This window comes from Aeromonas sp. QDB39 (assembly GCF_027707585.1).
GTDB classification, from domain to species: domain Bacteria; phylum Pseudomonadota; class Gammaproteobacteria; order Enterobacterales; family Aeromonadaceae; genus Aeromonas; species Aeromonas hydrophila.
Window position 1 is genome coordinate 1 of record NZ_JAPCIV010000050.1, and the last position, 19,298, is coordinate 19,298.

Here is a 19,298-nt window from a genome sequence, read left to right on the forward strand (position 1 = left end):
TATTTATCCAAAAACGGCAAAAAGAGTAGGCAGAGAAAATCCAAGCAAAACAACACGTTAGACGGTATTATTAATTCGCTTGCCGCTTAAGGTTCTGTACATGAACAAGCGCTGGGAACGGTATGGGAGTTATTGACTGCTAGGGGAGGGAATTAAGCTGGCCGCGCCCTCCGAAGAGGACGGGGCCGTAACTCCTTCTACGCTGACGCCAAAGGCTGGTAGATGAGATGCGCAAAGTGTAACGGTTACCCCGATGATTAGCAACCGACCGGCTGTATGGCGAAGTAATAAGGCGTGTATGCCGACACAAAGACAGATTCAAAAAAACAACCCCGGCGTAAGTTGCAAAGCAACCAAGAGGCCGGGGTCATGTTGCGGGCAACCTTAAAGAGACGCCCTCTTTCAGTCAAACATTCTTACCCCATTTTGTGACGGATCTGGTGGAGCCTGATGACTTTACTGGCAGTTTCTCGCCAAAATTTCACATGTGAAAATTTTCCAGAAAACGCTGTAAGTGCCCATTTTGGGCACTTACAGCGCTCTGTATTTCGTTAGGTCCCCGGTACGCTTTGCATGTTGATGTTTGTTACAGGGAGATCATCTGCATGCGTGAGCAAAATCCGTCAGTTTACAGCGATCCAAACGGGATAATTCTGAAAGAGCTGTATGAGCTGAAACGGCTGGTGATCCAGCAAGGGCAGGGGCAGAAGGAGGTGATTTCTGCCGAGGAGTGTGCCGAGTTGCTGGGGGTTTCTGTCAGCTATGTGTACCGGCTGACCAGTGAAAAGCGTCTGCCGCATTACAAGCCACAAGGCAAAAAGATCTACTTTAAGCGCGTTGAGCTGCTGGACTGGCTGCTCTCCCACCGCATTTCACCGGACGCCGAACTCACTGAGCATGTAACCAAGCGTGTGCGGCAAGCTAGCCATGGGCGGTTGTGAGGTGGGTATGACACAGGATCTGATTACATCTCTCTGCCCCCAGGATCTCCGGTCGGCTTTTATTGAACCTCCGAAACCCCTCGATTTTGTCCTCCCGGGGCTGCCTGTTGGCTGCGTTGGTGCGTTGGTGTCACCGGGAGGGGTGGGCAAATCGATGTTGGCATTGCAACTAGCAATGCAGATATCCGGTGGGCCGGATTGGATTGGGCTTGGCAATCTGGGCAGGGGGGCTGTGCTCTACCTGCCTGCTGAGGACCCTTGGCCTGTACTGCACCAGCGCTTGTTTGCCTTGGGCGGAGGCCTTGATGCTGAACTTCGTGCCAACGTTGAACGAGACCTTCGTTTGATATCGCTTCAGGGAGCCAGTCCGAATGTGCTGGATAGCAATTGGTGGGAAGCGATTGCTATGTGGGCTGAGGGGGTCAGGTTGGTGGTTATCGATACACTGAGACGCTTTCACGATGCTGATGAGAATGCAGCCTGTGCTATGACACTGGTGCTGGGTCAGCTGGAACGGCTGGCCATGCTGAAGGGATGCGCTGTGTTGTTTGTACACCACACCAGCAAATCCGCAGTTTTCCAAGAGGCTGGCGATCTGCAGCAGGCAAGCAGAGGTTCGTCGGTACTGGTGGACAACATTCGCTGGCAGGCCTATCTCGCCACTATGACCAAGAAAGAGGCGCAGCAGCTGGGCGTATCGGTAGAGAAGAGCCAGCTTTACGTGCGGTTTGGGGTAAGCAAAAGCAATTATGGGCCGCCACTACCGGAGCGCTGGCTGGAGCGGAAGGAAGGTGGCGTGCTGTACCCCGCTGGTTTGGACGTAATACGCCAGGCTGGAGGCAAACGTGTCTTGCTTTGAATTGACCCATGCCCGGCACGACCATATGCACTGCCTTGCTCCCGGGTTGTTTAGGGCGATCTCGCATGGCCAACGCCGCCGTGACAAGCTGGAGGTGATTTACCGTTTGGATAACGGTAATCAGATTGAGTTTTCTGGGCCAGAGCCCTTGGGGGCTGACGATTTGCGCGTACTTCAAGGGTTGGTTGCCCTAGCTGGGCTTGAATCAGAAAGTGGCAAGATTGGGCTTATTGCGAGTGGTGAAACCGGAGAGATATTACGAGACCTACTTCAGCTGCGTGGGATTGCCAACCAGCAGGATGTCTTGGTAGTCAAAAGCAGCTTGCGCAAACTGGCCAAGGAGATTGGTTACGCAAACCCTCGTGACACCAATACGGTGCGTCGCATTGTCGAGCGGTTGTGGAAGGTATCGGTAATAGCACAGGTAGCAGGCTTGCGTAGTGGTTTTCGTCTGCTGGCGAACTATGCCAGCGATCCCCTGACCGATAGGCTCTTTGTGGCGCTTAATCCATTGCTGACCAATGCCATATTGGGTAATGGCCGATATACCTATATCGATCTGGCTGAGGTACGGCAACTGCGTAGTAGCACTGCCCGGATATTGCATCAGCGGCTTTGTGCCTGGATTGATTGTGGCCGCAGCAAGCCAGTAGGTTTAGATAAACTGGTCTCTTACGCTTTTACTGATAAGTCCAGCGCGGCCACCAACCGAAAGCGGCAATCGCGAGTTCGCAAGGCGCTGTATGAACTGGCTGAACTGGGTTGGTCAATCAGTGAACATGCCAAGGGGCGGTTTACCATCGGCCGGCCTGCACTATCACGATAACGGTCACAAACTATCACGAAAGTGGTCACAAAGTTCACGATAACGGTCACAAGCCAATTCAGTGAAACCCAGTTACCGCTTGGGCTGCAGGGCGATCCTGAAATCCGATCTATATTATCTAAGATAATCTAGGCCAGCGCATGGTTGCGCTGGCCTATTTGTTGGCTCTTCCTGGCTATGATCTCGTCGAGGGTGCTTCTATCACCCCAAGACATTGGGGAAATCGAGCATGGCATCTCGGCGCCGCGATTCAAGAATGTCGGCGTAGATTTCGGTGGTTCTCAGCTCACTGTGCCCCAGCAAGCGGGAGAGGGCATAGATATCGACGCCTCGGTTAAGCTGGATGACGGCGAAGGTATGACGCGCGCTGTGGAAGGTGACCTTCTTGGTTATACCCGCCTGCAACGCCCACCGGGTGAGCTCCATGTTGTGCCAAGCCGAGTACTTGAGGCCCTTGAAGATCCGCTCTGTTGCCTTGCCTGGGCGCCCCATCAGCTGCATCGCCATGTCATTCAAATCCAGGTATTGCAGGCCGCTGGTCTTTTTCTGGGTGAAGACGATACGGTAATGGCCATAGAAGGGCTCCAGCTCGGCCCAGGTCAACTTGTGAATGTCGGACCAGCGCAAGCCAGTGCAACAAGAGAACAGAAAGGCGCGCTTAAGAACGTCGTAGCGGCACTCGGCTTGGGCCAGGGCTCGCACCTCGTCTTCGGTCAGGTAAACCCGTTTGTTCTTCTCCCCCTGGATAGCTTTGACACGTCGTACCGGATTATCCGGTAGCAGCCGTTCCTGCTCAGCCTGGTTCAGGGCCGCCCTTAACTTGTTGAAATAGGCACTCTGGGTGTTGCGGCTCAGTGGTGTGCCGCTTTTGGTGCGGGCTTTGTGCATCAGGTAATGCCGAAAACCCTCCAGGAACAGCTGATCTACTTCCTCGAAAGTCAGCTCCGGCAGCTTATGGTACTGGCGTAAATGCTTGAGGGCTGATATCCAGATGGAATGGTTGCTCTTGCTGCCTGCCGCTTTTTGGTCTGTAACCTCCTGGAAATACTCGAAGAAGCTGGCCTTGTAGGCGTTCGAGAAATCCAGATGGTGTTTACCGGTCTCGTACTCGAAGAGTCGCTTGGCGCGGATGGCTTCGGCTGCTCGCTGGGTTTCTTTGTTGTGGAGCCGCTGTGCTGGGGTACGCGGCTTGTCGTATAGGAAGAGATCCAGGGGCTCTCTGCTGCGTTTGTGCTTGCGGATGCCCGTGGTTGGTTCAAGGTAGGAGCCGGCGTAATAGGTTAAGCGCAGAGCGCGCTTGCCTTCGGCGTCAGGTTCGCGTAATTCGATGCTGATCTTCATAATTGTCCCCCGAAAGTACCCCGAGAGGTTACTTTGGGGTACTCTCGGGGTAAATTCTCACGAAACAAGATCAGGCAAGAATAGCCAGTAAAAAACAAAGTCCAATATTTACAATGCCTTATGTTCTCACTGGCTGCTTTTTATTGCTGATTTTTCACCACATTACTTGCCGATGCAGAAGCTGGAGAAGATGCGACCCAGCAGATCGTCGGAGCTGAACTCACCGGTTATCTCGGAGAGGGACTCCTGCGCCAGGCGCAGCTCTTCGGCCACCAGCTCGCCGGCCACGAACACCTCCAGCTGCTCCTTGGCCACCAGCAGCCGTTCGGCGGCGCGCTCCAGCGCATCCAGGTGGCGGCGGCGGGCCATGAAGCCCCCCTCGGTGTTGCCCTGGAAGCCCATGCAGGCCTTCAGGTGCTCGCGCAGGGCGGGCAGCCCCAGCTCGGTCTTGGCGGAGATGCGATAGACGGCGTGGCCCTGCTCCTGACTCGGAGCCAGATCTTCGCCGGTCAGGTCGGCCTTGTTGCGCACCACGGTGAGGCCGATCTTTTTTGGCAACCGATCAACAAATTCCGGCCAGATCTCCCGCGGGTCGACCGCAGCCGTGGTGGTGCCATCCACCATGAACAGCACCCGATCGGCCTGCTCAATCTCGGCCCAGGCACGTTCGATGCCGATCTGCTCCACCTTGTCCTGGGTATCGCGCAGGCCGGCGGTGTCGATGATGTGCAGCGGCATGCCATCCAGATGGATGTGCTCGCGCAGCACGTCGCGGGTGGTGCCGGCGATCTCGGTGACGATGGCCGACTCGCGGCCGGCCAGGGCGTTGAGCAGGCTCGATTTGCCGGCGTTGGGGCGGCCGGCTATCACCACCTTCATCCCTTCCCGCAGCAGGGCGCCCTGCTTGGCTTCCCCGCGTACGTCATCGAGCTCCGCCATGATGGCGTAGAGATCGCCCGCCACCTTGCCGTCGGAGAGAAAATCGATCTCCTCGTCCGGGAAGTCGATGGCGGCCTCCACATAGATACGCAACCGGGTGAGGCTCTCCACCAGCTGCTGGATCTTGCCGGAGAACTGCCCCTGCAGGGAGTGCATGGCACTGCGGGCCGCCTGCTCGCTGGAAGCTTCGATAAGGTCGGCGATGGCCTCGGCCTGGGCCAGATCCAGCTTGTCGTTCATGAAGGCGCGTTCGCTGAACTCGCCGGGGCGGGCAGGGCGCAGCCCTTTGATCTGTAGGATGCGGCGTACCAGCATGTCCATGATCACCGGACCTCCATGGCCCTGCAGTTCCAGCACATCTTCGCCGGTGAAGCTGTTGGGAGCCTTGAACAGCAGGGCGATGCCCTGATCCAGCGGCTGGCCTTGCTCATCCCTGAACGGCAGATATTCGGCATAACGCACCCGGGGGAGCTTGCCGAGCACTATCTCGGCGACCTGTTCGGCGGCGGGACCGGAGACGCGGACTATGCCGACGCCACCCCGGCCGGGGGCGGTGGCCTGGGCCACGATGGTATCTGTAGTCATCTTGCTTGGCTCATTTGTTCGCTGATGGTTCACAGCAGTGGGGTCATTGTAATAAAAAAGGCGGCCCGAAGGCCGCCTCTTTTGTTATCCATCTTGCCATCTGGAGCGATTAGCTGCGGGTATGCAGGCCTTTCTTCTCCAGCTGACGGTAGATGATGGTCTGCTGGGTAATGGAGATGACGTTACTCACCAGCCAGTACAGGGTCAGACCTGCCGGGAACCAGAGGAACATGAAAGTGAAGATGATCGGCATGAACTGCATCACTTTCTGCTGCATCGGGTCGGTGATGGTGGTCGGGCTCATCTTCTGCAGGTACCACATGGACGCACCCATGAGGATCGGCAGTACGAAGAAGGGGTCCTTCACCGACAGGTCGGTGATCCACAGGGCGAACGGCGCGTGGCGCAGCTCAACGGATTCCATCAGTGCCCAGTAGAGGGCGATGAAGATCGGCATCTGCACCAGGATCGGCAGACAGCCACCCAGCGGGTTGACCTTCTCCTTCTTGTACAGCTCCATCATGCCCTGAGACATCTTCTGGCGATCGTCGCCGAAGCGCTCACGCAGTGCGGCCAGCTTGGGCTGCAGCATGCGCATCTTGGCCATGGAGGTGTACTGGGCCTTGGTCAGCGGGAACATGATGCCGCGTACCAGCAGGGTCAGCATGATGATGGCCACACCCCAGTTCTGGACGAAACCGTGGAACACGGTCAGCAGCCAGTGCAGCGGTTGGGCGATGAACCAGAGCCAGCCGTAGTCGACGGTCAGGTCGAGGTGGTTTGCCACCTTGGCCATCTGGTCTTGCAGCTTGGGACCGACCCACAGCTTGCTGGTCACTTCGGCTTGCTGGCCGGCAGCCACGTCAACCAGCGGCGCCTTGTAGCCGATGATGGCCTGGTCTTTGCCAGGGATCACGCGGCTGTAGAAGCTGTTGGTATCGTCGGCATTCGGTGCCCAGGCAGAGACGAAGTAGTGTTGCAGCATGGCGACCCAACCACCCTTGGTGGTCTTGTTCAGGTCGGCATCCTTCATCTCGTCGAAGGTGTACTTCTTGTAGCGGGTATCTTCGCTGGAGAAGGCACCACCACGGTAGGCACTGGCCACCATGGCATGACCCTGCTGGTCTTTCGGGGTAGTCACGGTCTGCTTCAGCTGACCGTAGAACTGTACCTGGACCGGCTCGGCGGACTTGTTGTCGATCTTGTAATCGACGCCAACGGCGTAGTCACCACGCTTGAGGACGAACTCCTTGGTGAAGACCACGCCCTTGCTGTCGGTCCAGGTCATCGGTACGACGACTTGATCCTGACCATCGGCCAGCTGGTAGCTGGTCTGGGCGGCTTCGTAGGTGGGACGACCCTGGGCCTGGCTGTCAGGACCATTGCGACCAACCAGACCGCTCTGGGCAACGTAGAGGTGCTCAGGTTGGCTGGTCAGCAGTACGAACGGTTGATCCTTGCCTTCTTCCAGCTTGTGGGCCAGCAGATCGGCAGAGACGATGTCGCCACCCTGGGTATCCAGGGTCAGCTTGAGCACGTCGGAGGAGACGGTGATCAGCTTGCGTGCGGTGTTCGCATTGGCTTGCTCGGAAACCTGAGGAATATCACCGGTCTGACCGGCTTCAGGTACGAAATGTTCGGTTTGGGCCACGGTAGTCGGGGCCGGCTTCGGAGCCTTGTCGGACTCCCACTGTTGCCAGAGCAAAAAGCTCACGAACAGCAAACCGATCAGGATGAGATTGCGTTGTGATTCCATAGTCTTCAGTTTCTTCGCTTTGGTTGCGGAACCGGGTCATAACCACCCTCGGATAAGGGATGGCATTTTAATAGACGTTTGCTGGCTAACCAAACGCCTTTTATGAAACCGTGAAGTCGGATTGCTTCTATCGCAAATTGGGAACAAGTCGGAGTGAAACGGCAGCGCGGCCCGAGCAGCGGGCTAATGATTAGCTGATACAGGCGTATCAGTTTGACAGCTACCCATTGCAACGGCGTGACAGAGTGCGCCATAGCTTTTCCAGTAACTTGAACAGTTCCTCGTTATCCATCTCTTTCACACCGGCCTTGGCGATCACGACGATGTCGATAGCGGGCAGATTGGCCTGATTGAGGCGGAAACTTTCCCGAACCACCCGTTTTACACGGTTGCGCCAGACGGCACGCTTGAGTGCTTTTTTGGGCACAGCGAGACCAAGGCGAGGATGTTCGAGGGTATTGGGACAGGCGAGAAGCGTAATTTGCGGAGAAGCGGCCCGGACAGGCTCGGCGAAAACGCGTTTGAAGTGTTCGGGAGTTAACAGACGTAACTCCCGAGAAAAGGCGTGCTGGGTAGGCATTAGACTACCAGGCGGGCACGACCCTTGGCACGACGAGCGGCCAGAACTTTACGACCGTTGGCAGTTGCCATGCGGGCGCGGAAACCGTGAGAGCGCTTGCGCTTCAGGTTGGACGGTTGAAAAGTACGTTTCATGATTCGATTCCGTATTTCTGTACAGTTTTGATTGTCACACTTAGCCGACGCGCCAGCTATAGCGTGTGACGACTAGCAAAAGAGGCCGAATTCTAAACAGAGTTCGGCTTTTAGTCAATCCGCCGTTCCCTCTCTTCCTGCCCTGACCTTGCAAAGGCCCGAACCGGCAGTGAGGATCCAGAGGATCGAGGGCTCCGGATTATACTGGCAACCCGGTGTTTAACAAGGATCCTCCAATAAAAAAGGCGGCAATGCCGCCAAAGAGAGAGCTATTTAAGCACTTTGCGCAGGAACTCCCGGGTGCGGGGATCCTGCGGATCGACCAATATCTGATCCGGCGGGCCCTGTTCCACGATCCGGCCCCCCTCCATGAAGATCACCCGATCGGCAACATCTCGAGCAAATTCAATCTCATGGGTTACCACCACCATGGTCTGGTGCTGGCGGGCCAGCTCCTTCATCAGGCCCAGTACCTCGTCGACCCACTCGGGGTCGAGCGCCGACGTGGGCTCGTCAAACAGGATCACCTTGGAGTGTGCGGCCATGGCCCGGCCGATGCCGACCCGTTGTTGCTGACCGCCCGACAGGGAAGCCGGATAGGCGTCCTGCTTGTCGGCGAGGCCGATGTCTTTGAGGATGCCGAGGGCGGTGGCACGGGCCTCTGCCTTCGGCTGTTTCCAGACGGTGATCAGCCCTTCGGCGATGTTGTCCAGCGCCGTCTTGTTGGCGAACAGGGCGTAGTTCTGGAACACGAAGGAGGCCCGCTTGCGCAGCTCTATCGCCTGCTGCTCGCTGGCCCTGGCCAGGTTGAGCTGCAGATCGTCGATGGCGAGGCTGCCGGCATCCGGGGTCTCCAGCAGGTTGAGGCAGCGCAGCAGGGTCGACTTGCCGGTGCCGGAGGGGCCGATGATGACCACTATCTCCCCCTTTTTCACCTCCAGATCGATGCTGTTCAGCACCTGATTGCCGTCATATGCCTTGGACAGGCCGGTTAACTTGATCATGATGGCCCTCCTTTAATAGGCACGGTTGAGACGGACTTCCAGCAGATGCTGCAAGCGGGTAAAGAAGATCACCACCACCCAGTAGACCAGCGCCACCGCCATGAAGCTCTCGAAGAACTTGAAGGAGGAGGAGGCTTCCATCTGCGCCTTGCCCATGATCTCGGCCACCCCCAGGGTAAAGGCCAGCGAGGTGCTCTTGATCATGTCGATGAAGTAGTTCATCAGCGACGGGGTAGCGATGCGAGCCGCCTGCGGCAATATGATCCGCTGCATCGCCTGGTAGCGGCTCATGCCGATACTGAGGGCGGCTTCCATCTGGCTCTTGTGGATGCCGATGATGGAGGCGCGGATCGATTCGGCCATGTAGGCTGCGAAGTGCAGGGTCAGGCCGACGATGGCGGCGGTAAAGGCATCCATTCCCACGAAGATGGGGAACAGCTGCGGCAGCCCGTAATAGAGCAGGAACAGCTGGACGAGTAGCGGTGTACCCCGGAAAAACGAGATATAGAGCATCGCCAGCCAGTGGATCACGGGAACGCGAAACACCCGTACTATCGCCAGGGCCAGCGACAGTACGAGTGCCAAGACGAATCCCCACAGGGCCATCTCCATCGTGGTGCCCAGATATTTGAGCAGGATGGGAAACAGCCCCAGCGTGTATTCGAGGTCAAATTCCATCATTTATTTGTCGGTGATGTCGGAAGCGAACCATTTTTCAGAGATCTGACGCAGGGAACCGTCCTTGCGCATGGCGGTGAGGGAATCGTCGACCTTCTTCAGCAGCGCCTGCTTTTCAGGAGTCTTCAGGAAGGGCAGGGCGTTCTCGATGGTTTCGAACGGTGCGCCGGCCTGCTGCAGCGGTAGCTTGGACTCTTTGATCAGCTGGGCGGTGGAGACGCGGTCCATCACGAAGGCGTCGATCCGGCCCAGGGCAACATCCTGCTCGAAGGCGGAGTCATAGGTGCGGATGTCGATCTTCTTGTTCGGGTCGTTCTTGCGCAGCAGCTCTTCGAAGTTGGAGCCCAGGTTCACCGCCACCTTCTTGCCTTCCAGATCCTTGATGCCGTGGATGGTGCTGTTGCCCTTGCGGACCACGATCTGGGCGCCGTCATAGACGTAGGGCTGGGAGAAGGCGTACTTGGCCTTGCGCTCGTCGGTGATGGTGATCTGGTTGGAGATGGTATCGACGCGGCCGGTTTCCAGCATGCCGAACAGGCCGGAGAAGCTGGCGGTCACGAATTCGACCTTGTAGCCGGTGCGTTCACCGATCTGGTTCCACATATCCACCTCGAAGCCCTGCAGCTTGTCCTGCTTGACGAAGGTGAACGGGAAGTACTTGCCGGACATGCCGACCTTGATGGTTTCCTGGGCGATGGCTTGACCGGACAGGGCGGCCAGCAAAATGGCAGCGCCGGAGACCAGCTTGATGGATGACGTCATGGGGATTCCTCTCTCTCTGTTGTTCTGTATTTTTAGTTGTAAACACTGGATTTGCGCTGATGTTATTGGAATAAAAGCTAAAGAATAAATGATATTTGGTTATATAAAATAACCGCTTCAGGTCTGGATCTTTGGTGCCCGTGTCGATGGATCTGGCTGTGGGTAACTTTGGGGATGAAATCGGATTCGGCGTTGCTGGATCCTTGAAAGTCAAGGATCTTATTTGCTGGATCCGCGAGGTCGCGGCTAGAGATCCAGCCGCTAAAAACGTAGAATAGCCGGTCTTTAGTTAATCAATCGACGGGAGTTTAGAGTGACTGCTTCGCTATGGCAGCAGTGCCTTAACCGGCTGCAAGATGAGTTGCCCTCGGCAGAATTCAGCATGTGGATCCGGCCGCTTCAAGCGGAGTTGAGTGACAATACTCTGACCCTGTATGCACCGAATCGCTTTGTTCTGGACTGGGTTCGAGACAAGTATCTCATCCGGGTGAACGGCATCATCAATGAACTCTGCGGGGTCGACGGCCCCACTCTGCGTTTTGACATCGGTAATCGTCCCCATCCCGTCGCGGTCGCCAGAGCGCCAGCGCGGGGTGCGGATCCTGTGAATAACTCGCAGAAGAGCTGGGAAAGCAAGGCCGAGGCCAAACCCGAGCCGAACCACAAGAGCAACACCAACGTGAACTATACCTTCGAGAATTTCGTCGAAGGTAAGTCCAACCAGTTGGCCCGTGCGGCTGCCCGTCAGGTTGCCGACAATCCGGGCGGGGCCTACAACCCGCTGTTCCTCTATGGCGGCACCGGTCTGGGCAAAACCCACCTGCTGCATGCCGTCGGCAACGCCATCAAGGAGCGCAAGCAGGACGCCAAGGTCATCTACATGCACTCCGAACGGTTTGTGCAGGACATGGTGAAGGCGCTGCAGAATAACGCCATTGAAGAGTTCAAGCGTTATTACCGTAGCGTCGATGCCCTGCTCATCGATGACATCCAGTTCTTTGCCAACAAGGAGCGCTCCCAGGAGGAGTTCTTCCACACCTTCAACGCCCTGCTCGAAGGCAACCAGCAGATCATCCTGACCTCGGATCGTTATCCGAAGGAGATCAACGGGGTGGAAGATCGTCTCAAGTCCCGCTTCGGCTGGGGCCTGACGGTGGCGATCGAACCGCCGGAGCTGGAAACCCGGGTGGCGATCCTGATGCGCAAGGCGGACGAGAACCAGATCCACCTGCCGGACGAAGTGGCCTTCTTCATCGCCAAGCGGCTGCGCTCCAACGTGCGCGAGCTGGAAGGTGCCCTCAACCGGGTGATCGCCAACGCCAACTTTACCGGTCGGGCGATCAATATCGACTTCGTGCGCGAAGCGCTGCGCGACCTGCTGGCGCTGCAGGAGAAGCTGGTCACCATCGACAACATCCAGAAGACGGTGGCGGAGTACTACAAGATCAAGCTGGCGGATCTGCTCTCCAAGCGGCGTTCCCGCTCCGTTGCCCGCCCACGCCAGCTGGCGATGGCGCTGGCCAAGGAGCTGACCAACCATAGCTTGCCGGAGATTGGTGATGCCTTTGGTGGTCGTGACCACACTACCGTGCTTCATGCCTGCCGCAAGATCGAGCAGCTGAAGGAAGAGAGTCACGACATCAAGGAAGACTATTCCAACCTGATCCGTACCCTTTCTTCCTGACAACGGAACGGAGTGGACAGATGCAGTTCGAATATTCCAACCTGATCCGAACCTTTTCCTCCTAATAACAACGGAGAGCACAGATGCAGCTCGAAATTAGCCGTGAGGCCCTGTTACGTCCTCTGCAACTGGTGTCCGGTGCCCTCGGTGGCCGGCCGACCCTGCCAATCCTCGGCAACGTGCTGCTGGATGTCAGCAACGGTCTGCTGTCACTGACCGGGACCGACCTCGAAGTGGAGATGATCGGTCAGGTCTATCTCAACAGCGACAGTCAGGATGGCCGCACCACAGTGCCGGCGCGCAAGCTGCTGGACATCTGCCGCGGTCTGCCGGAGGGGGCGGACATTCGCCTCAATACCGAAGGCGAGCGCCTGATCATCCGTTCCGGCCGCTCCCGCTTCAACCTGTCGACCCTGCCGGCTACCGAATACCCGAACATCGAGGATTGGGAATCCGTGCTCGAGTTCGACATCGGCCAGCTGGAGCTGAAGAAGCTGATCGATGCCACCCAGTTCTCCATGGCCAGCCAGGACGTGCGTTACTACCTGAATGGCATGCTGTTCGAGAGCGAGGGCCACGGCCTGCGTACCGTGGCGACCGACGGTCACCGGCTGGCGACCTGCCGCCGCGAGGTGGTAACGGAATCGCTGCCCGATCATCAGGTCATCCTGCCGCGCAAGGGCGTGCTGGAACTGGTGCGCCTGCTGGAAGCGGAAGACAAGCCGGTACGGCTGCAGATCGGCCGCAGCAACCTGCGTGCCGCCCTCGACGGCTTCATCTTCACCTCCAAGCTGGTGGACGGCCGCTTCCCGGACTGGCGCCGCGTCATTCCGCGCAACAGCGACAAGGCCCTGATCGCCGGTCGTGAGGATCTGCGCCAGGCCTTTGCCCGTGCCGCCATCCTCTCCAACGAGAAATTCCGTGGGGTGCGTCTCAATCTGCAGGAAAACCTGCTGCGCATCACCGCCAACAACCCGGAACAGGAAGAAGCCGAAGAGCTGCTTGACGTACAATACGAAGCCGGCGAGATGGAGATTGGTTTCAACGTCTCTTATGTGCTGGACGTGCTGAATACGTTAAAATGTGACCAAATCCGGATCAGCCTGAGCGATTCCATCAGCAGCGCCATTATTGAGGATTTTGACAGTCAGGATGCTCAGTACGTGGTAATGCCGATGCGGATCTAGTCGTGTCCCTGGTCAAACTCCAGCTCAGCGACTTTCGCAATATCCAGCAGGCCAGTCTCGCGCTGTCGCCCGGCCTCAATATCCTGGTCGGGTGCAATGGCAGTGGCAAGACCAGCGTGCTGGAAGCCATTCACTACCTCGGTCTCGGTCGCTCCTTTCGTACTCACCTGACCGGGCGGGTCATCCGCCAGGGGGAGCGGGCGTTTACCCTGTTTGCCCAGTGTGAACTGGAAGGGCGCCAGGTGCCCATCGGCCTCGCCAAGGACAAGAGTGGCGAGACCCAGCTCAAGATCGCCGGTGCCCAGGCCCAGCGCCTGGCCGAGCTGGCCGAATTGCTGCCGGTGCAGTTGATCCATCCGGATGGCTTCAATCTGCTGACCGGCGGGCCTCAGGCCAGGCGTGCCTGGCTCGACTGGGGTGTTTTTCATCAGGAGCCGACCTTCTTCTCCTTGTGGGGGCGAGTGCGTCGGTTGCTGAAACAGCGCAATGCGCTGCTGCGTCAGAGCAGCCAGTATCGCCAGCTGGCGTACTGGGATCAGGAATTGGTACGGCTGGGCGGTGAATTGGCCGAGTTTCGCGCCAGTTATTGTCAGGCCATTACGCCCCTGATCAAGGAGATGACGGCGGATTTTTTGCCGGAATTCGATATCAGCCTTGGATTCTATCGAGGCTGGGAAAAAGATACCCCGCTCAATGAATTGCTGGAGGCGGGGTTTGAGCGGGATCGGGCGCTGGGTTACACAGGAGTAGGCCCACAGAAGGCCGATGTGCGACTCAAGGCGAACGGCGTCCCCGCTCAGGATATTTTGTCCAGGGGTCAGTTGAAGTTACTGGTCTGTGCCATGCGACTGGCCCAAGGGCTCTATTTGAATCAACATAGCAGCCGTGGCTGTATTTTTTTAATTGATGATTTTGCCTCTGAACTGGATGTCGACAAGCGCCGGTTGCTGGCCGCAAGGCTGAAGCAGTGTGCGTCTCAGGTATTCATTACCGCCATCGACACCGGTCAGCTCGCAGACATGATGGATGCGAATGACTGCAAGTTGTTCCACGTGGAACAAGGCAAGATCTCCGAAACGTTAGAGAAGGCAGAGAGTAAGCTATGAGTGAAAATACTTACGACTCCTCGAATATCAAGGTACTGAAGGGCCTGGATGCGGTCCGCAAGCGCCCGGGGATGTATATCGGCGATACGGATGATGGCTCGGGTCTGCACCACATGGTGTTCGAGGTCGTCGACAACTCCATTGACGAGGCTCTGGCCGGCTACTGCTCCGATATTCAGGTCAAGATCCATTCCGACGGCTCCGTCTCCGTCCGTGACAACGGTCGTGGTATTCCAGTCGACATCCACCCGGAAGAGGGTCGCTCCGCTGCCGAAGTCATCATGACCGTGCTGCATGCGGGCGGCAAGTTCGACGACAACTCCTACAAGGTCTCTGGTGGTCTGCACGGTGTCGGCGTCTCCGTGGTAAACGCCCTCTCTGACAAGCTGCTGCTGACCATCCGTCGTAACGGCCATGTCTACGAGCAGACCTATCACCTGGGTGAGCCGCAGGCACCGCTCAAGCAGATTGGCGACAGCACCGGCACCGGGACCGAAGTCCGCTTCTGGCCGAGCCCGACCATCTTCAGCGATACTCTGTTCCACTACGAGATCCTGGCCAAGCGTCTGCGTGAGCTCTCCTTCCTCAACTCCGGCGTCTCCATCCGCCTGCTGGATGAGCGTGACGGTCGTGAGGCGCACTTCTGCTACGAAGGCGGCATCAAGGCGTTCGTCGAATACCTGAACCAGAACAAAACCCCGATCCACCCGAAAGTGTTCCACTTCACCACCGAGCAGGACGGCATCGGCGTCGAAGTGGCGATGCAGTGGAACGACGCCTATCAGGAAGGGGTCTACTGCTTCACCAACAACATTCCGCAGCGGGATGGTGGTACCCACCTGGTGGGCTTCCGTACCGCGCTGACCCGTACTCTGAACTCCTACATGGACAAAGAGGACTACAGCAAGAAGGCCAAGTCTGCCGCCAGTGGCGACGACGTGCGTGAAGGTCTGATTGCCGTTATCTCCGTCAAGGTGCCTGACCCTAAGTTCTCCTCCCAGACCAAGGACAAGCTGGTCTCTTCCGAAGTGAAGACCGCGGTCGAACAGGCGATGGGTGAGAAGCTGGCCGACTTCCTGCTGGAAAACCCGGGCGATGCCAAGATCGTGGTCAACAAGATCATCGATGCGGCCCGTGCCCGCGAAGCGGCCCGCAAGGCCCGCGAACTGACCCGCCGCAAAGGCGCGCTGGATATCGCCGGTCTGCCCGGCAAGCTGGCCGACTGTCAGGAAAAAGACCCGGCGCTCTCCGAACTCTACATAGTGGAAGGGGACTCTGCTGGCGGTTCCGCCAAGCAGGGTCGCAACCGGAAGAACCAGGCCATCCTGCCGCTCAAGGGCAAGATCCTGAACGTGGAGAAGGCCCGTTTCGACAAGATGATCTCCTCCCAGGAGGTGGGCACCCTGATCACCGCATTGGGTTGCGGTATCGGTCGTGACGAGTACAACCCGGACAAGCTGCGTTACCACAACATCATCATCATGACCGATGCGGACGTCGATGGTGCGCACATTCGTACCCTGCTGCTGACCTTCTTCTATCGTCAGATGCCGGAAATCATCGAGCGTGGCTACGTCTACATCGCCCAGCCGCCGCTCTACAAGGTGAAGAAGGGCAAGCAGGAACAGTATCTGAAAGACGAAGATGCGCTGCTGCAGTACCAGACCGCCATGGCGCTGGACGGTGCGACCCTGCACGTCAACGAGTCTGCCCCGGCCATCGGTGGCGAGGCGCTGGAGCGTCTGGTCAACCAGCATCGCTCGGTGACTCACCTGATCACCCGCATGTCCCGCCGCGCGCCGGAAGCCGTACTGACCCAGCTGATCTATCAGCCGGAGCTGAACGAAGCGCTGCTGAGCAGCGAGAGCGATCTGCTGGCCTGGTGTCAGAGCATGGAAGCCGTGCTCAACGAGAGCAACCACGGCATCCAGTACCAGATGCAGGTACGCCACGACGAAGAGCGCCGTCTGTTCGTGCCGCACGCCGTGGTACGCCAGCACGGGGTCGACCGCGAATACCCGCTCAGCTACGACTTCCTGCAATCCTCCGAGTACCGTCAACTGGTCTCGTTGGGCAAGGAGATCGCCAACCTGATCGAGGAAGGTGGTTACATCAAGCGTGGCGAGAAGGTGAAGCCGGTCGCCAGCTTCGTCGAAGCGGTCGAGTGGCTGATGGGCGAAGGCAAGCGTGGCATCTACATCCAGCGCTATAAAGGGCTGGGCGAGATGAACCCGGACCAGCTGTGGGAAACCACCATGGATCCGGAAGCCCGTCGTATGCTGCGCGTCACCATCGACGACGCCGTCGGTGCGGACCAGCTCTTCTCCACCCTGATGGGTGATGCCGTTGAGCCGCGTCGTGATTTCATCGAGACCAACGCCCTGCGCGTGGCCAACCTCGACGTCTAATTCGGCGCTGTCAGCTCGATATAAAAAAGCCGCTCCCTGTGAGCGGCTTTTTGTTTTCCTGGTGAAGAAGGCTGCACGTTCCACGTGAAACATGGCTCCGTCTTGATGGTGCCGGCTCAGCCCAGTTCGGGGGCTGGGCAGTAGAGGCGCAGACGATGGCCATCCGGATCGAGCGCCATGCAGGTGTAGCCAAACTCCATCCGGGTCGGTGCCTGGATCAGTGTTAACCCGCGCGCCAGCCACTCGGTAGACAGGCGATCGACGGCGGCATCATCGGGGAGGGCGAAGGCCAGCTCCATGGCCCCGGCCGTTTGAGTCACGGCGGGCTCGACCGTGGCACTGGACCAGAGCGCCAGTCTGGCGCCCGATTCGAACACGAACATGGCAAAGGTGGGGGACTCCTCCACCGGTGGGCGTCCGAACAGCTCACGATAGAAGAGCGTGCTGCGAGCCGGGTTGGCAACATAGAGGATGGTGAACTGGGGGACTAACATGGTGATGCTCCTTGCTGATGAGATGGCGCATCGGCGCCGACCCCGTCAGCATGGCGCTGCCTGCTGTCAGTTTCTGTCAGCAATGAATCTGGGCTGCGGGATCTGCTGGCTGTCGCGCCACTCCTTGAGCAGCCGCTCCCGACTGCCAGGATAAGGTTCCGCCTCCAGCCGCATCGCGCTGATCCTGTCCACCCGAAAGTGGCGAAAGGCCTGGCGCAGCTCGCACCAGGCCACCAGTACCCGCACCTGGTCGAAGTAGCCGAGGGCACAGGGCCAGACAGTGCGCTCCGAACTCTCCTCCTTGAGATCCCGATAGCTCAGGCTCACCTTGCGCTGCTGGCGGATGGCGCTGCGCAGCGGAGCCTCGTCGACGGGGCAGTCACCGCGAGAGGTACCGATCAGCAGGGCACTGGCATGCAGCTGTTGGCGGTAGTCGGCGGGCAGCACGGCCTCTATCTTGGCCAGCGCGCTGCTGGCGGCTGTGCTGAGGGCATGATCGGCATGGGCCGCCACCCAGCGTGAGCCCAGTACCAGCGCATCCAGCTCCTCCTCGCTGAACATCAGCGGCGGCAGCATGAAGCCGGGGCGCAGCACATAACCGATGCCAGCTTCCCCCTCGATGTGGGCGCCCTGTGCCTGCAGGGTGGCGATATCCCGATAGAGGGTGCGCAGGCTGATGCCAAGCTGGCTGGCCAGCTCGCTGCCGGTGATGGCGTAGCGGTGGCCGCGCAGCAGTTGCAGCAGGGCCAGCAGGCGTTCTGAACGGGACATGATGTGGCTCCTCAAAATCTCCGTTCAGGGTGCCATGTTGTGACTGGAGGAGAAAGCCGAATGTGGAAAAGGCCTGCAACGGGCGGCGAGAAGATTTTTCGATCAGGACCCTTGAAAGCCGAAAGCGGGCCCCTATATAGATAACAAGGCCGGAACGCTCGACAGAGGTTTCGACCAGGCGCCCGTCCATCAGGAGGGCAAATAATCAGTTATCGCTCAAAAGAGGATAATACTATGCGCTCTATCGACTTTTCTCCGCTCTATCGTTCTGCCATCGGTTTCGATCGTCTGGCCAATCTCATCGAATCTGCGGCCAGCAATGGCAATGCCGGTTATCCCCCCTACAACATCGAGCAGCTGGGTGATAGCGACTACCGCATCAGCATGGCGGTGGCGGGCTTTACTCAGGAAGAGCTGGAGCTGAGCTTCCAGGAAAATCTGCTGACGGTGAAGGGCAACAAGCAGGCCGATAGCGAGCGCAACTACCTCTACCAAGGCATAGCCGAACGCGGTTTCGAGCGTCGCTTCCAGCTGGCTGACTATGTGCGGGTGAAGGGTGCCGATCTGAAAAACGGTCTGCTGCACATCGACCTGGTGCGCGAAGTGCCCGAGGCGATGAAGCCCCGCAAGATCGAGATCAACGGCTGATAGCCTGACCTCATTGAATTGATGACGTCTCCCGGGTGCCGATGATGGGCCCGTGGAGAAGTGAAACCTGTTGCTTATAGAAGGATAGGATTATGCGTAACCTCGATTTTTCTCATCTCTATTCCAACGCCGTCGGCTTCGAGCGGATGGCCCGTGAGCTGGAAGGTCTGTTCGAGCAGAAGACCGCCGCTTACCCCCCGTACAACATCGAAAAGCGCGATCACGACGGCTATCGCATCACGGTTGCTGTGGCCGGCTTCGAGCGCGAAGAGCTGGAGCTGGAAACCGAAAACGGCACCCTCAAGGTGAAGGGGCGCAAGGCCGCCGCCGATGAGCGCCAGTTCCTCCATCAGGGGATCGCCGAGCGCGACTTCGAGCTCGCCTTCAAGCTGAGCCAGCATGTGGAAGTGCAGGGCGCCAAGCTGGAGCATGGGCTGTTGACCATCGATCTGGCGCGCGAGCTGCCGGAGGCGCTCAAGCCTCGTGCCATCCCGATCGGCAAGCCCGATCAGCTGGCACTGCCCGGTTAAGAAAACCGGCGCGCAATAAACAAGAGAGGCCTGCATGTGCAGGCCTCTCTGTTTTTGTATCGCCG

20 protein-coding genes are annotated in these 19,298 nt (G+C 58.3%); 9 read left to right on the forward strand and 11 right to left on the reverse strand.

From position 1 onward, the window contains the following. The first annotated feature begins 605 nt into the window (after positions 1–605). From PG899_RS21395 to repC, 3 genes are read left to right on the forward strand one after another with little or no spacing between them, the layout of a single operon-like run. The gene (locus PG899_RS21395) at positions 606–941 is read left to right on the forward strand and encodes a helix-turn-helix domain-containing protein (RefSeq protein WP_042878469.1); all 336 of its coding nucleotides are present in this window, start codon (positions 606–608) and stop codon (positions 939–941) included. A 7-nt stretch (positions 942–948) separates the two neighbouring features. Continuing rightward, positions 949–1,800: a helicase RepA family protein gene (locus PG899_RS21400; RefSeq protein WP_182926646.1), complete on the forward strand. Its 852-nt coding sequence runs from the start codon at positions 949–951 to the stop codon at positions 1,798–1,800. Beyond that, entirely contained in the window at positions 1,787–2,626 is an 840-nt protein-coding gene (gene repC / locus PG899_RS21405) for a replication protein C, IncQ-type (protein ID WP_080602781.1), read from the forward strand. Before PG899_RS21400 ends, repC begins: the two co-directional genes overlap by 14 nt. 201 nt (positions 2,627–2,827) lie before the next feature. Here repC and PG899_RS21410 read toward each other — a convergent pair whose 3' ends face one another. From PG899_RS21410 to PG899_RS21450, 9 genes are all read right to left on the reverse strand, one after another. Next, complete coding sequence (locus tag PG899_RS21410; protein WP_017410485.1) at positions 2,828–3,967, reverse strand: site-specific integrase; 1,140 nt, start codon at positions 3,965–3,967, stop codon at positions 2,828–2,830. A gap of 162 nt (positions 3,968–4,129) precedes the next feature. Further along, entirely contained in the window at positions 4,130–5,491 is a 1,362-nt protein-coding gene (mnmE, locus tag PG899_RS21415; RefSeq protein ID WP_029302505.1) for a tRNA uridine-5-carboxymethylaminomethyl(34) synthesis GTPase MnmE, read from the reverse strand. A gap of 109 nt (positions 5,492–5,600) precedes the next feature. Beyond that, on the reverse strand, positions 5,601–7,247 hold the full coding sequence (yidC, locus tag PG899_RS21420) for a membrane protein insertase YidC (protein ID WP_011707925.1): 1,647 nt from the start codon (positions 7,245–7,247) through the stop codon (positions 5,601–5,603). Between the two features lie 5 nt (positions 7,248–7,252). Beyond that, the gene (gene yidD / locus PG899_RS21425; protein ID WP_010635605.1) at positions 7,253–7,501 is read right to left on the reverse strand and encodes a membrane protein insertion efficiency factor YidD; all 249 of its coding nucleotides are present in this window, start codon (positions 7,499–7,501) and stop codon (positions 7,253–7,255) included. Further along, complete coding sequence (gene rnpA / locus PG899_RS21430) at positions 7,468–7,827, reverse strand: ribonuclease P protein component (protein WP_016352406.1); 360 nt, start codon at positions 7,825–7,827, stop codon at positions 7,468–7,470. Before rnpA ends, yidD begins: the two co-directional genes overlap by 34 nt. After that, on the reverse strand, positions 7,827–7,961 hold the full coding sequence (rpmH, locus tag PG899_RS21435) for a 50S ribosomal protein L34 (RefSeq protein WP_005307156.1): 135 nt from the start codon (positions 7,959–7,961) through the stop codon (positions 7,827–7,829). The genes rnpA and rpmH overlap by 1 nt, the downstream gene beginning before the upstream one ends. A 269-nt stretch (positions 7,962–8,230) precedes the next feature. Continuing rightward, positions 8,231–8,965 carry an amino acid ABC transporter ATP-binding protein gene (locus tag PG899_RS21440; RefSeq protein WP_016352407.1) on the reverse strand — a complete coding sequence of 245 codons (735 nt, stop codon included), beginning with the start codon at positions 8,963–8,965 and terminating at the stop codon, positions 8,231–8,233. 12 nt (positions 8,966–8,977) lie between these two features. Then, positions 8,978–9,646, reverse strand: coding sequence for an amino acid ABC transporter permease (locus PG899_RS21445; RefSeq protein ID WP_011707929.1), 669 nt, complete (start codon positions 9,644–9,646; stop codon positions 8,978–8,980). Further along, positions 9,647–10,405, reverse strand: a complete 759-nt coding sequence (locus PG899_RS21450) for an amino acid ABC transporter substrate-binding protein (protein WP_077096336.1) — start codon at positions 10,403–10,405, stop codon at positions 9,647–9,649. Positions 10,406–10,718: 313 nt separating this feature from the next. Here PG899_RS21450 and dnaA point away from each other — a divergent pair, with 313 nt between their 5' ends. The 4 genes from dnaA to gyrB all read left to right on the forward strand — a co-directional run bounded on the left by dnaA (position 10,719) and on the right by gyrB (position 16,790). Beyond that, positions 10,719–12,089 (forward strand): chromosomal replication initiator protein DnaA, encoded by a 1,371-nt coding sequence (gene dnaA, locus PG899_RS21455; RefSeq protein WP_005307141.1) that lies wholly within the window; start codon positions 10,719–10,721, stop codon positions 12,087–12,089. An 83-nt stretch (positions 12,090–12,172) separates the two neighbouring features. Then, positions 12,173–13,276 carry a DNA polymerase III subunit beta gene (gene dnaN, locus PG899_RS21460; protein WP_011704048.1) on the forward strand — a complete coding sequence of 368 codons (1,104 nt, stop codon included), beginning with the start codon at positions 12,173–12,175 and terminating at the stop codon, positions 13,274–13,276. A 2-nt stretch (positions 13,277–13,278) separates the two neighbouring features. Continuing rightward, positions 13,279–14,382: a DNA replication/repair protein RecF gene (gene recF / locus PG899_RS21465; protein ID WP_017410490.1), complete on the forward strand. Its 1,104-nt coding sequence runs from the start codon at positions 13,279–13,281 to the stop codon at positions 14,380–14,382. Continuing rightward, entirely contained in the window at positions 14,379–16,790 is a 2,412-nt protein-coding gene (gyrB, locus tag PG899_RS21470) for a DNA topoisomerase (ATP-hydrolyzing) subunit B (protein ID WP_016348869.1), read from the forward strand. The genes recF and gyrB overlap by 4 nt, the downstream gene beginning before the upstream one ends. 116 nt (positions 16,791–16,906) lie before the next feature. On the opposite strand, the gene PG899_RS21475 is transcribed toward gyrB, so the two are convergent. Further along, on the reverse strand, positions 16,907–17,284 hold the full coding sequence (locus PG899_RS21475) for a VOC family protein (protein ID WP_077097148.1): 378 nt from the start codon (positions 17,282–17,284) through the stop codon (positions 16,907–16,909). Between the two features lie 66 nt (positions 17,285–17,350). Further along, the gene (locus PG899_RS21480; protein WP_077097150.1) at positions 17,351–18,055 is read right to left on the reverse strand and encodes a helix-turn-helix transcriptional regulator; all 705 of its coding nucleotides are present in this window, start codon (positions 18,053–18,055) and stop codon (positions 17,351–17,353) included. Between the two features lie 234 nt (positions 18,056–18,289). Here PG899_RS21480 and PG899_RS21485 point away from each other — a divergent pair, with 234 nt between their 5' ends. After that, entirely contained in the window at positions 18,290–18,703 is a 414-nt protein-coding gene (locus PG899_RS21485) for an Hsp20 family protein (RefSeq protein ID WP_016348872.1), read from the forward strand. Positions 18,704–18,795: 92 nt separating this feature from the next. After that, a complete protein-coding gene (locus tag PG899_RS21490; RefSeq protein WP_076362540.1) occupies positions 18,796–19,233 on the forward strand; it encodes an Hsp20 family protein in 438 nt (145 codons plus the stop codon). The last annotated feature ends 65 nt before the right edge of the window (positions 19,234–19,298 follow it).